We start from the raw sequence: 12,900 nt of genomic DNA on the forward strand, positions 1-12,900 counted from the left end.
CGTGTCCCGCCTGTCCTACCCATTTAAAAGGGGTCGGAGCAAGCACTCCGACCCCTCGGGCGATTCCGGTTAACAGCGGGTTAGCATGGCGTGCGCCGAAGCGCCCCGTCGCGATCGCGCCGGGCCGGGCCGGGCCGGCACCGCCTCTCGCATCAGAAGCGCATGCCGACGCCCGCGACCAGCTGGTGCCGGTCAGCGTCGATGTCGAAGCTGTCGGCCTTGCCGTAATGCGAATAGCGATATTCGCCCTTCACATAGGTCTTCGCGCCGATCTGGTGCTCCAGCCCCGCGCCGAGCCGTAGGCCGTCGAGATCGACATGGTCGCTGGTCCGCGTGTTGCCGAGGTCGTAGCGCGCATCGACGCGGGCATTGGTATAGCCCGCCTTGGCATAGGCCATCGTCGACGGATTGAGCACGAAGCCGACGCGCCCGCCGACATAGATGTCGCGCCCGGCATCGACGCGCAGGCGATCGCCCTGCGTTACCAGATTGTCGGTGCGCGTATCGGTGGTCGAGCCGGTCAGCTCGCCCTCGCCGCCGACGATCAAGTTTTTGAGCTGCACGTCATAACCGACCGCGCCGCCATAGACGATGCCGTCGCTCGAGCTCGAATCCTGATCGTGACCGTCCTTCAGCGCGTCATAACCCGCGACGCCCTCGATGCGCAGGCCGGTGAACGGCGCGCCGGTGGTCTGGGCCAGGACGGGGGTGGCGAACGCGGTCGTGGCGAGCGCGGCAAGAATGAGTGTACGCATGAACTACTCCATAGGCTGCCCCGGGAACACGGGGGCGGACGGCTCCAATGGCCCAAGCCCCGGGGCGTTGCATGAACCTCAGCTAAACACGGAAAACCGTTGCTTTTGCGCCACAGCGATCCGACACCGGCGGGCATGACCCAGCCCGCCCCCCCTGTCCGCAAGGGCCGCGACTTCATCGCCCGCCATGGCGAAACCGTCTTCAACGCCGCGCGCCGGTTGCAGGGCGACCATCCGCATACGCCGCTGACCCGCGCCGGCTTCGCGCAGGCGGAGGAGATCGGCCGGGCGTTGCGCGACCTGCTCGGGGCCAAGCCCGCGCTGACCCTCTGGGCCTCCCCCACCGGCCGCGCGCTCCAGACACTGGCGGTGATCGCCGAGCATCTCGACCTCGACTGGCACGCCGCGCAGACCGATCCGCGGCTGGGCGAGATCGGCATGGGCAGCTGGGGCGGCCGCTATTATGCCGACGTCGTCGGCGAGGTCGGGCCGGTGGTGACGGCCGAGGGGCTGCTCCGCCCCGCCGCCGATGGCGAGGATTACCGCCAGATCGCGACCCGCGTCGGCGGCTGGCTGGCCGACACCGACGGGGATGCCGGCGACCGGCTGGTCATCAGCCACGGCATTTCCAGCCGCGTGCTGCGCGGGATGATGACCGGCGCGGACGTGCATCCCGAATGGGGTGCGCCGATCGCCGCCGGCCTGCCGCAGGGATCGCTGGTACGGGTCGCGGGCGGGGTCGAATCGGTCGCGCACCTCGGCACGGGCCACGCCCCCGCGTGAGGCTGCTACTCGCCGCCCTGCTGGTCGCGGCGCCGGCGACGGCGCGCGAGACGATCGGCGTCTACCGCAGCTGGGGTGCCTTTCGCGACGCGGCCCCGGCGCGTTGCTACGCGATCGCCCGCCCCGTCGCCGCGGGCGGACGCAGTGGCGGCTGGGCCAGCGTCGCCAGCTGGCCAGCCCGCGGCCTGCGCTCCTCGCTCCACGTCCGCCTGTCGCGCGAGCGGGACCGCTCCGCCCCCGTCACGCTGACCGTCGGCGAGCGCCGCTTCGAACTCGCCGCTAACGGCCTCGACGCCTGGGCCGCCGACGCCCCCAGCGACCGCGCCATCGCCGCCGCCCTCCGCTCCGGCCGCAGCATGAGCGTCGAGGCAGTCGGCGCCGGGGGGAGGCCGTTCGCCGACGTCTACCTGCTCGCCGGCGCCGCGACCGCGATCGACGCGGCGGCGCTGGGCTGCGTGCGCTAGGGGCGCCCATACCGACGGGATGGAAAGCCGGCCCGTTTTCGGCTATATACCGACGATGCTCGACAGCGTTGCCCCACCCATGCCCATTCCGGGCCACATCGACCCTGTGCCGGTTCCCCGCGCCAAGACCTTTCGCGAGGACGGCCGGATCGACCTGATCGGCCTCGGCAAGGACGAGTTGCGCGCGGCGCTGCTCGACGCCGGCATGGAGCTGCGCCAGGCGAAGCTGCGCGCCAAGCAGATCTGGCACTGGCTCTACAATCGCGGCGCGACCGAATTTTCGGCGATGAGCGATATCTCGAAGACCATGCATCCGTGGCTGGAGGAACGCTTCGTCATCGGCCGGCCCGAGGTGATCGAGGCGCAGGTGTCGACGGACGGCACGCGCAAATGGCTGCTGCGCTCGCCCGACGGGCAGGATTACGAGGCGGTGTTCATCCCCGACGCGGACCGCGGCACGCTGTGCGTGTCGAGCCAGGTCGGCTGCACGCTCAACTGCCGCTTCTGCCACACCGGCACGATGCGCCTCGTCCGCAACCTGACCGCGGGCGAGATCGTCGGCCAGGTCATGCTCGCCCGCGACGCGCTCGGCGAATGGCCGAGCCAGCCCGAGGGGCGCATGCTCACCAACATCGTCATGATGGGCATGGGCGAACCGCTCTACAATTTCGATGCGGTCCGCGACGCGTTGAAGCTGGTGATGGACGGCGACGGCCTCGCGCTGTCGAAGCGCCGCATCACCCTGTCGACCAGCGGCGTCGTGCCGATGATGGCCCGCGCCGGCGAGGAGATCGGCGTCAACCTCGCCGTTTCGCTGCACGCGGTGACCAAGGAGGTGCGCGACGAGATCGTGCCGCTCAACAAGAAATACGGCATCGAGGAATTGCTGCAGGCCTGCGCCGATTATCCCGGCGCCAACAACGCCCGCCGCATCACGTTCGAATATGTGATGCTGAAGGACAAGAACGATTCGGATGCGGAGGCGCACGAACTCGTCCGCCTGCTGCGCAAGTACAAGCTGCCCGCCAAGGTCAACCTGATCCCGTTCAACCCCTGGCCGGGCGCGCCCTACGACACCTCGACGCCGGAGCGGGTGCGCCGGTTCAGCGACATCATCTTCGAAGGCGGCATTTCCGCGCCCGTCCGCACCCCGCGCGGTCGCGACATCGATGCCGCCTGCGGCCAGCTGAAGACCGCCGCCGAGAAGAAGAGCCGCGCGCAGATGGATCGCGAGGCGGACGAGAAGATGGCCGCGCTTGGCTGATCCCGCCCGATGACGGACTGGGGCGCGCTCGCGCTGGCGGCGGGTGCGGGGATGCTGGGCGGGGCGATGAACGCGCTCGCCGGCGGCGGCTCGTTCGCGACCATGCCGACGCTAATCATGCTCGGCCTCCCCTCCACCGTCGCCAACGCCACCAGCAACGTCGCGGTGCAGCCGGGCGCGGTCGCCAGCGCCTGGGCGTATCGCGCCGGCCTTGCGCCGATCGGCGGCATCGGCGTGCGCACGCTGGCGGGCATCACCTTCATGGGTGGCCTCGCCGGCAGCCTGTTGCTCGCCTGGACACCGGCGAGCGCGTTCGACGTCATCGTCCCCTGGCTGCTGCTCGCGGCGACGATCGCCATCGCGCTCGGCCGCCATGCCTCCGACTGGCTGAGCACGCGCTTTGCCGCCGGCCCGCGCAGCATCGTCGCGGGCCAGGCGCTGCTCGGCATCTATGGCGGCTATTTCGGCGGCGGCGTCGGCATGATGCTGACCGCGATGTGGGGGCTGCTGACCGGCGCGACGCCCGCCGCGCTCGCCGCGCCGCGCACGCTGATGCTCGCCGTCGCCAACACCGCGGCGACGATCGTGTTCGTCGTCAGCGGCATGGTCGCCTGGACATTGTGCGCGCCGATGATGATCGGATCGATCGCCGGCGGCTATCTCGGCGCGCTGGTCGGCCGCCGCCTGTCGCCGGGCATCATCCGCGGCTGGACGCTGCTGGTGACGATCGTCACCACCGCCGTGTTCTTCTGGAGGGCCTACGCCTAACCCGGCCGGCGCATCCGGAACAAGGTCTCCGGCGTCACCTCGAAATAATCCGCCGGCCCGCCACCGCGCAGGATCGGGCGGGCACGGGCGGTCTGGTACACGCCCTCGTCCAGCATGGCGGTGTCGATATGGATGCCGACCGCCTCGCCGATCACCAGATACTGGTCCAGTTCCGCCCCCGCACGGTCGGTCAGCCGGATCAGCTGCGTCAGCCGGCATTCGAAGCTGACCGGGCTCGCCGCCACCCGCGGCGGCGCAACCAGCCGCGAGGGCGTCGTCGCCAGACCCGCCAGCGCGAATTCGTCGACGTCGGCGGCCACGCTCGCCGCCGTCGCGTTCATCGCCTCCGCCAGATCGCGCGTCGCCAGGCTCCAGACGAATTCGCCGGTCGCGTTGATATTGGCGACGCTGTCCTTCCACCCCATGCTCGAAAAGCCGATCAGCGGCGGCGTGTAGTTCAGCAGGTTGAAGAAGCTGTAGGGCGCGATGTTGCGCACCCCGTCCGCCGACACGGTGCTGATCCAGCCGATCGGGCGCGGCGCCACCATCGCGTTGAGGGGGTCGTGCGGAAGGCCGTGGCCGTCGCGCGGTTCGTAGAAATGCCATTCGGTCATGCGCACATAACTGCTACAAAGTGGGGATGGACCCAATAGCGCCCGGTACGTCGATCTTTCGCCATGCGCTGGCGACGCGGATCTGGCACTGGATCAATGCCGTCGCGATCTTCGTGCTGATCGGCAGCGGCCTCGGCATCTCGAACGCGCATCCGCGGCTCTACTGGGGGCGCTATGGTGCGAATTTCGACCATGCCTGGGCGCAATTACCGCGCTTCCCGGCGTGGATCACGATTCCGGCGAACTACAATCTCGCCATCTCGCGGCGCTGGCACCTGCTGTTCGCGCTGGTGCTGGCGTTCGGCCTGCTCGGCTTCATGATCGCCAGCCTCGTCAACCGCCATTTCCAGCGCAAACTCACGCTCAAGCATGCCGACGTCAGCCCCGCGCATCTGGCGCAGGACGTGCGAGACCATCTGAACTTCCGCTTCCACGACGCCAAGGATCCCGGCGCCTACAACAGCCTCCAGAAATGGAGCTATATTCTGACGATCTTCGTCATGCTGCCGCTGATGATCCTGACCGGGCTCGCGCTGTCGCCGGGCATGAATGCGGCCTGGCCATGGCTGCTCGACCTGTTCGGCGGCCGGCAGTCGGCGCGCTCGATCCACTTCGTCACCTGTGCCGCGATCGGCGGCTTCGTCGTCGTCCACCTGACGCTCGTCATCCTCGCCGGCGCGGGCAACGAGCTCAGATCGATGATAACCGGCCGGTGGAAGGTGCCGAAAGCATGATACTCGCCCGCCGCACCCTCATCACCGGCAGCGCCGGGCTGCTGCTCGCCGGCTGCGAGCGGGTCGCCGCCATCCCGCAAGCGCGCAAGATCCTGTTCGCGGGCGAGGACATGCACCGCGGCCTGCAACGCGCGCTGATGGACCGGGGGGCGCTCGCCCCCGAATTCACGCCCGAACAGATGTCGCCGATCTTCCGCGCCAACGGCACGCGCGATCCCGGCACCCCCGCCTATGCCGCGATGGTCGCCAACGGTTTCGCCGACTATCGCCTGCGCGTCGGCGGCCTCGTCGACCGGCCGCTGTCGCTCAGCCTCGCGCAGCTCGCCGCGATGCCCGCGCGCCGGCAGATCACCCGCCACGATTGCGTCGAGGGGTGGAGCGCGATCGGCGCCTGGCAGGGCCCGCTGCTCGGCACCGTGCTGATGGCGGCGGGGATGCGCGGCACCGCGCGCTATGTCGTCTTCACCTGCGCCGACCTCTACAACGGCCAGCCCTATTACGAATCGATCGACACGATCGACGCCTTTCATCCGCAGACGATCCTGGCGCTGAAGATGAACGGCGCGCGCCTGACCGTGCCGCACGGCGCGCCTGTGCGCCTCCGCGTCGAGCGCCAACTGGGCTACAAACACGCCAAATACGTCACCGGCATCGACGCGGTCGACACCCTCGCCGGCATCGGCAAGGGCAAGGGCGGCTATTGGGAGGACAATGTCGATTACGATTGGTATGCCGGCATCTAGGACAGTAAAGCGGCCCCATGGCGCTGATCGATATCTTCCTCAGCCGCGCCGTGAAGCGTGGCCAACTCACCCTCCATCGCCCCGGCAAGCCGCCCGCCACCTTCGGCACGCCCGATCCCGACCATGGCCACGTCACCATCCGCTTCGCCGATAACGGCGTCGCGGGCCGCATCGTCCGCAACCCCGCGCTGGCGGCGGGCGAGATGTACATGGACGGGCGGCTGACTGTCGACGGCGACGACATCATGGGCCTCGTCCGCCTGCTCAAGCGCAACAGCGCGTGGGAGCGCGGACAGAATGCGCTGAAGCCCTCAACCTTCGTCCAGGGCCTGGGCGCGGTGAAGCACCGGCTCGACCGCATCAACATGGAGCGCCGCTCGAAGCGCAACGTCGCGCACCATTACGATCTGTCGGCGCGGCTCTACGACCTGTTTCTCGACGCCGACAAACAATATAGCTGCGCCTATTACACCAGCCCCGACAACCCGCTGGAACAGGCGCAGACCGACAAGCTGGCGCATATCGCCGCCAAGCTGGCGCTGCGTCCCGGCATGTGCGTGCTCGACATCGGCTGCGGCTGGGGCGGCATGGCTCTTTACCTCAACCGGCATTTCGGCGTGGAGGTGCTCGGCGTCACTTTGTCCGAAGAACAGTTCAAGATCGCGCGCGAACGCGCCGCCGCGGCCGGCGTCGCCGACAGGGTTCGGTTCGAGCTGATCGACTATCGCCGCGTCGAGGGCCGCTTCGACCGCATCGTCTCGGTCGGCATGTTCGAACATGTCGGCCCGCCGCAATACCGCACCTTCTTTCGCAAATGCCGCGACCTGCTGACGCCCGATGGCGTGATGCTGCTCCACACCATCGGCCGGCTCGGGCCGCCGAGCGTCACCGACGACTGGACGACGAAATACATCTTCCCGGGCGGCTATAATCCGGCCCTGTCGGAGGTGATGCAGGCGTTCGAGGGGCTGAAGCTGTTCCTGACCGACGTCGAGGTGCTGCGCCTGCATTACGCCTATACGCTGCACGAATGGTACGCGCGCACCCTCGCGGCGCGCGATGCCATCGTCGCGCTGTACGACGAACGCTTCTACCGGATGTGGACCTTCTACCTCGCCGGCGCGGCGAATGCGTTCGAGAATGGCGGGCTGGTCAATTACCAGATCCAGTTCAGCCGCAGCCGCACCGAACTGCCGATCACCCGCGACTATATGTTCGAGGGCGAGCGCGCCTTGCGGGACGGCCGGACCTCCTAACGGCGTGGCCGCCCGTCCCGCCGCGGGACGGGCGCGAAACCGCGGCGGACGATGCGCCGCGCATGGGCTATAGCCGCGCCATGCGGGTGCCGATGCGAACGATCCGGACGATGACGCGTGTGTGGGCGGCGCTGGTGACGCTCGGCCTCGCGCTAGCGATCGCGCTCGCGGCGCAGGGCGCATGGCGCGCGATCGCCGCGCATCGCGACGACGGCATCCCGCCGCTGCCCGCCCCTGCGGGCTATGAGGCGGAGGATCACTTCCCCGGCGCGGCGCTGCTCTACACCGCCGTCGCCGTGGGACAAAGCGACGCCACCGCCGCCCCGGCGCAGGGGGTGACCGGCACCATCGCCCTGCCCGCGCTGCCCGTCTCCGCCGCCGCCGCAAGCGCCGCGATGCGCGCCGATGCCGGGGTCGCCGCCCCCTTCTCCATCAAGGCGTCCGCCGCCGTCGACCGCGCCCGCGCGCTCGAATGCCTGACCGCGGCAATCTATTACGAGGCCGCATCGGAGCCCGACGCCGGCCAGTCCGCGGTCGCGCAGGTGATCCTCAACCGCGTCCGCCACCCCGCCTTTCCCGCGACCGTGTGCGGCGTCGTCTATCAGGGGTCGGAGCGGGCCGGCTGCCAGTTCAGCTTCGCCTGCGACGGCGCGATGGCGCGCATCCCCGCCCGGGCCGGCTGGGCGCGCGCCGCACGCACCGCGGCGATGGCGCTCGCGGGCTATGTCTACGCGCCGGTCGGGCTCGCGACGCATTACCACACCTATGCGGTGACGCCGGCGTGGAACCGCGGCCTCGTCATGACCGACGTCGTCGGCGCCCACCTGTTCCACCGGTGGAAGGGCTATTGGGGCACCCGCACCGCCTTCCGCCAGCCCTATCGCGGCGGCGAGCCCGTTCCCGGCCCGCACACGCCGCCGATCGTACCGCCGGTCGCGGCGTCGCCGACGCTGATCGCCACGGTCGCGCCGCTACCGGTCGCGCCGGTGACCAACGCCGCGCAGGTTCGCCCCGCCTATGCCGACAGCGGCAGTTACGTCACGCCACCCGCAGCGACGGCGCCTGCGCCGGGCCGCGCGCCGGACAGTCTGCCGCCGGCCGCGCAGGTACTCGACAAATGGAAGGATTCGGGCAAGCCGCTGCTTTGACGGCGGCGGGCTTTGCCGGGAGATGCGCCCCTCGCGAGCGACTTCAGCAGGCAGCAAGGCCAAGGCAGAAGAGGGGGTTCGCGCGGAGGCGCGGAGGACGCAGAGGGGGAGCGCTCGCTGCGATGTTATTCCCTATACATCACGCCCTTGATGACAGCATTGCGCTGCCGCACGCGCGACACCTTCGCGTCCTCCGCGCCTCCGCGCGAACACAATAACGATGCGATGGCGCCTGGTTCGATGACCCGCAGTTACTTCGCCGCCTTCACGTAGCGGTCGAACCACGCGATCGCCCGCTGGCGCACGTCCGCCGACTGCTCCGCGCCGGTGACGCAATGGCCGGCGTCGGGATAGATCACGAGGCTGACCGGCACGCCGCGATCCTTCAGCGCATGCCACCATTCGATCGACTGGGTCGGCGGCACCTCGATGTCGCGTTCGCCGACATAGATGAAGGTCGGCGTCTTCGCCGTCTTCGCCCGGTAGATCGCCGACACCGCCTCATAGGCCTTCATGTCGTCGTACATGGATTTGCCGAAGAACGGCAGCATCCACTGGTCGATGCCGTTGGTGCCGTAATAGCTGACCCAGTTCGACAGGCCGGCACCGGCGACGATCCCCTTGAAGCGGTTCGTCTGCGTGTTCGCCCACATCGCCATGAAGCCGCCATAGCTGCATCCGCCGAGCCCGAGCCGCGCGTCGTCGACCGGCGCGACGCGCTCGACGGCGTCGATCCCGGCGAGGATGTCGCGCAGGTCGCCGCCGCCGAAGTCGCGCCGGTTGGCGGCGGTAAACGCCTCGCCCTGTCCGTAGCTGCCGCGCGGATTGGGCAGGAACACGTAATAGCCGGCCTTTACCAGCGCCGCGTTGAGCGAGGTCGGATACAGATAGGCGGGCGAGGAGGCCGACGACGGCCCGCCGTGGACGATGGTAATCATCGGCGCCTTGCCTGCTGGCGCGACGCGCGGCGCGAGCAGCCAGCCCTGCACGTCATAGCCCTCGTTGGTCCAGCTGATGCTGCGTACGGTGGCGAGCGCGGGGGCGGCATCGTTGTCGTGGGTGATCTGGCGCACCGCGTCGACCGGCCCGGCATAGATCGCCGGCGCATGGTCGTAATCCTGCACCACCGCCGCCGCGATCCGGCCATCGGCGGAAAAGACCGCGCGCCCGTCGCCCGCGCTGGCGCTCGCCGGTTTCGCGAAGCCCGGCGCGACCGGCCGCCCCGGCGTCAGCGTGCCGAACTGCACCTGATCGCCCGCCAGCGTCACCGTCCGCAGCCCACCCGTGGTCCAGTCGACCGTGGTGACCGTCGATTTCGCTCCCGCGGTGACGTTGCGCGGCGTCCCGCCCGCCAGCGCCACGGTGAAGACGTCGCCGCCGATCGCGCCGAAATCGCTCATCAACCCGCCGATATAGGCGACGCTGCGCCCGTCGGGCGACACGCGCGGCTGGTTGATCTGCGCCGCCGGCCGCGCGATCGATCGCACCGCGCCGGTCCGCGCGTCGATCGCGTCGAGCGTCGCCACCCACCAATTGTTGTCGCCATTGCCGAGCGCGGTCGTCGCGACGAAGCCGCGCCCGTCCGGCATCCAGTCATATTCGTAGACGTAGCGGCCGGCCGGCGACAACGGCGTTACCCCGGTCGCGGGCCGCGCGATGTCGAACACCGCGAGCCGCTGCTCGTCGTTCGTCTCGCCGATTTCGCCGACCATGCGCACGCCCGCCTGCGTCGCGCCCGCTTCCTTCGCCGCGCCGAGCGTCACCAGCAGCGCGATCCGCGTGCCGTCCGGCGATACGCGCGGCGTCTGCGCGATCCCGGCGATGGTCGCGATCGTCCGGGTCGTCCGCGCATCGGCATAAGCGAGGCGGACGTTGCCCGCCGCGCCGTCGCGGATCAGGAACGCCAGATCGCCATTGGGGGCGAAGGTCAGGCCCGCATAGGTGCAGGTGCCGCACGGATCGATCGTGCGCAGCACACGCCCGTCGGCGACGCTGCGGACCGTGACCACGCCATGGCCGGCACCGCTCTCGATCGTCGCGATCCGGTCGCCCGCGGGCGCGATCGCCAGCGCGCCATATTGGCGGATCGTCTGCGCTGCCGCGGGTGCGGCGGACGTGAGCAGCAGGGCGGCGGCGAGGGTCAGGCGCATCGTGGCTCCGGCGGAAAGGGAGGAGCGATGCTTAACGGCGATCCCGCCGGCCGCAAGGGGAACGGCACGCCCGCGCAAACCGCTGCGGATCGCAGCGACTCGCGCGGGCTTCTAGGGACTTAGCGGCAGCGCACGTTGTTGCGGTCGACCGACCGGCCGACGGCGGCACCCGCCGCACCGCCCAGCAGCGTGCCGAGCAGCCCCGACCCGCCCGGCGCGATGATGTTGCCGAGCACGCCGCCCGCGACGCCGCCGACGATCAGGCCGGTGGTGCCGTCGTTACGCCGGCAATAATATTGGCCGTTCTCGCCGCGATAGACGCGGTCGCGCGTCGACAGGCGGCGCTCGCGATAGCGCGGGCCATCGACGTAATAACGGTCGGCGTAATAGCCGTTATAGGCGGGATCGACCCGGTTGTAGTCGTAGGAGGAATAGCCGCGATACCGGCTGTCGGTGCCATAGGTCGAGCAGCCGGCCAGGGTAACGGCAGCGGCCATGGCCGCGATCAGGGGTGCGCGCATCGGACTCTCCTAACATCCATCAATGCCGCGTGAATGTCCGGCACGGCCATTTGGTTGCGTGCGCCCCCATGCGATATCAGGCGGCGCCCGCCCCGTCGCCGAAGCTGCTGCCCCGATCCGCCACCAGCGTCGGCGCCGGCCCCGTCGCGGGCCGCAGCGCCTCCTTTTCGGCCTCGCTCGGCACCGCCGTCGGATCGGGCCGGAACGCCTCGACCGCACGGCTGTCGTTGCCGGGGTGGCCGTCGCCCATCAGGTCGGTCGGCACATGCTCCGCCGCCGGATTGCCGGGCCGCTCGACGAACCGCTTGTCCGTTTCCGCGCTGTCCCGATCGTTGGACGCGGCATGGCGCGATCCGGGCTTCGGCCCGAAGGCCGCCGTCGCTGCGGTCCACGCCACCGCGCCGGCTGCGAAGGCACCGAGGCCGAAACCGATAGTCTCGTAATTCATGATCTTATGTCCCGGATGCTGCGCAGGACTGGTCCAACGGCGCGGCGCCGGACGCGGTTCCGCCCGGTGGGTCAGCGCACCGGACAGGCACCCCCGGGCGCCTCGTCGCGCACACGGAACGGCCGCGACCCGACGACGACGCCCGCCGCGCGGCAGCGGCGCAACTGAAAGCGCACCTTCTTCGCCCCGAAATCGAGCGACACGCGACGGAAATTGCCCATCAGGTCGGTGCCGAGCATCATCGCCGGCGTCTCCGCCAGCCCGAACAGCGCGAACGGCGGCAGGTCGGCGAACGCCACCGGCACGTGCGACATCACGATCCCGCCGATCCGCAGCTCCGGCACGATTGCCATCGGCACGACCATCGTCTCGCCGGTCACGCTGACCAGCGTCGCGGGCGTCATCACCGGCGGCTTGCGACGGCGGAACAGCGCGTCGCGCAGCGCGAGATTGCCGATCGTCAGCTGCGATCCGGTGTCGACCACGGCGCGGATGCGCACCCCGCCGGCGCGCGCCTGCGTCAGGATCAGCTGCCCGCCGCGCTGGCGCGCAGTGACGACGATCTCGTCGGCGCTCGCCTTCACCGGCCGCCGCGTATCCTCGATCGTGATCGCCTGCCGCTCGAAATCGAGCATCAGCCGCTGGCCGCGCAGCGCATCGATGCCGAGCAGCCCGCGCGCGCCCAGATAGCGTTCCGGCAGCATCGGCGCGGCGACATCTTCCACCACGCTGCCGCCGACCGTCAGCCGCGCGATCAGCGCGGTTTCGCGCCGGCTCGCGCCCGCCATGCCGTGCAGCGTCACCGCCCGCCCCGGCGGCAGGCGCAACGCCAGCGCCAGCCGCTCGCCGATCACCGTCCGGTCGGCACCGCTGTCGACGACGAAGCGGAACGGCCCGCGACCGTCGATCGCGACGTCGACCGCCATGCGCGTTTCGACCTGCTCGCCGGCGACGCTGTCGCCCGCGATCTCCAGCGTGTCGTCGAGCATCGCCTCGCCCAGCGGGATCGCGGGGATACGTGGGCCCTCCACCTGCTGCGCCGCCGATGCCGCCGTCATCGACAGCAGCAGAAGGGCGAGGCAGGAAAGGCGCGAAGCGGCCATGGCGGACGATAGCATGTTCGCCGTCCGGCGTCAGGCAAGTCGTTCGCCGCCTTCGGGAAATGCGGCCAATATCCTGCCGGCGCGCCGTTCCGGAACGGTTGCAACGTCCCCCGCACCGCCATATACTGACACCATTGTCAGTAAGGAAT

The 12,900-nt window shown here is 69.9% G+C and carries 14 protein-coding genes; 8 read left to right on the forward strand and 6 right to left on the reverse strand.

Annotated features, from left to right (window positions below):
* Positions 1-152: 152 nt before the first annotated feature.
* Complete coding sequence (locus B2515_RS10795; RefSeq protein ID WP_293876214.1) at positions 153-755, reverse strand: outer membrane protein; 603 nt, start codon at positions 753-755, stop codon at positions 153-155.
* Between the two features lie 135 nt (positions 756-890).
* Between B2515_RS10795 and B2515_RS10800 the strand changes: the two genes are divergently transcribed.
* The 4 genes from B2515_RS10800 to B2515_RS10815 all read left to right on the forward strand — a co-directional run bounded on the left by B2515_RS10800 (position 891) and on the right by B2515_RS10815 (position 4,034).
* Positions 891-1,538, forward strand: a complete 648-nt coding sequence (locus tag B2515_RS10800) for a histidine phosphatase family protein (protein ID WP_293876215.1) — start codon at positions 891-893, stop codon at positions 1,536-1,538.
* Positions 1,535-2,002, forward strand: a complete 468-nt coding sequence (locus B2515_RS10805; protein ID WP_293876216.1) for a hypothetical protein — start codon at positions 1,535-1,537, stop codon at positions 2,000-2,002. Before B2515_RS10800 ends, B2515_RS10805 begins: the two co-directional genes overlap by 4 nt.
* A 79-nt stretch (positions 2,003-2,081) precedes the next feature.
* A complete protein-coding gene (gene rlmN, locus B2515_RS10810) occupies positions 2,082-3,266 on the forward strand; it encodes a 23S rRNA (adenine(2503)-C(2))-methyltransferase RlmN (protein ID WP_293876217.1) in 1,185 nt (394 codons plus the stop codon).
* A gap of 9 nt (positions 3,267-3,275) precedes the next feature.
* A complete protein-coding gene (locus B2515_RS10815) occupies positions 3,276-4,034 on the forward strand; it encodes a sulfite exporter TauE/SafE family protein (protein WP_293876218.1) in 759 nt (252 codons plus the stop codon).
* Here B2515_RS10815 and B2515_RS10820 read toward each other — a convergent pair.
* The gene (locus B2515_RS10820; RefSeq protein ID WP_293876219.1) at positions 4,031-4,648 is read right to left on the reverse strand and encodes a flavin reductase family protein; all 618 of its coding nucleotides are present in this window, start codon (positions 4,646-4,648) and stop codon (positions 4,031-4,033) included. The two genes, B2515_RS10815 and B2515_RS10820, sit on opposite strands and share 4 nt — an antisense overlap.
* Positions 4,649-4,674: 26 nt before the next feature.
* Between B2515_RS10820 and B2515_RS10825 the strand changes: the two genes are divergently transcribed.
* The 4 genes from B2515_RS10825 to B2515_RS10840 all read left to right on the forward strand — a co-directional run bounded on the left by B2515_RS10825 (position 4,675) and on the right by B2515_RS10840 (position 8,529).
* The gene (locus B2515_RS10825; RefSeq protein ID WP_293876220.1) at positions 4,675-5,382 is read left to right on the forward strand and encodes a cytochrome b/b6 domain-containing protein; all 708 of its coding nucleotides are present in this window, start codon (positions 4,675-4,677) and stop codon (positions 5,380-5,382) included.
* Entirely contained in the window at positions 5,379-6,125 is a 747-nt protein-coding gene (locus tag B2515_RS10830; RefSeq protein ID WP_293876221.1) for a molybdopterin-dependent oxidoreductase, read from the forward strand. Before B2515_RS10825 ends, B2515_RS10830 begins: the two co-directional genes overlap by 4 nt.
* A gap of 17 nt (positions 6,126-6,142) precedes the next feature.
* The gene (locus B2515_RS10835) at positions 6,143-7,381 is read left to right on the forward strand and encodes an SAM-dependent methyltransferase (RefSeq protein ID WP_293876222.1); all 1,239 of its coding nucleotides are present in this window, start codon (positions 6,143-6,145) and stop codon (positions 7,379-7,381) included.
* A gap of 80 nt (positions 7,382-7,461) precedes the next feature.
* Positions 7,462-8,529 carry a cell wall hydrolase gene (locus B2515_RS10840; RefSeq protein WP_293876223.1) on the forward strand — a complete coding sequence of 356 codons (1,068 nt, stop codon included), beginning with the start codon at positions 7,462-7,464 and terminating at the stop codon, positions 8,527-8,529.
* A gap of 251 nt (positions 8,530-8,780) precedes the next feature.
* On the opposite strand, the gene B2515_RS10845 is transcribed toward B2515_RS10840, so the two are convergent.
* From B2515_RS10845 to B2515_RS10860, 4 genes are all read right to left on the reverse strand, one after another.
* Entirely contained in the window at positions 8,781-10,679 is a 1,899-nt protein-coding gene (locus B2515_RS10845; protein ID WP_293876224.1) for a S9 family peptidase, read from the reverse strand.
* Positions 10,680-10,798: 119 nt separating this feature from the next.
* A complete protein-coding gene (locus B2515_RS10850; protein ID WP_293876225.1) occupies positions 10,799-11,200 on the reverse strand; it encodes a glycine zipper 2TM domain-containing protein in 402 nt (133 codons plus the stop codon).
* A 76-nt stretch (positions 11,201-11,276) separates the two neighbouring features.
* Positions 11,277-11,648, reverse strand: a complete 372-nt coding sequence (locus tag B2515_RS10855) for a hypothetical protein (RefSeq protein WP_293876226.1) — start codon at positions 11,646-11,648, stop codon at positions 11,277-11,279.
* Positions 11,649-11,719: 71 nt separating this feature from the next.
* Entirely contained in the window at positions 11,720-12,751 is a 1,032-nt protein-coding gene (locus B2515_RS10860) for a retroviral-like aspartic protease family protein (RefSeq protein ID WP_293876227.1), read from the reverse strand.
* Positions 12,752-12,900 lie beyond the last annotated feature (149 nt).

The sequence above is a fragment of the Sphingomonas sp. UBA978 genome (assembly GCF_002292295.1).
In the GTDB taxonomy this organism is placed as follows: Bacteria; Pseudomonadota; Alphaproteobacteria; order Sphingomonadales; family Sphingomonadaceae; genus Sphingomonas.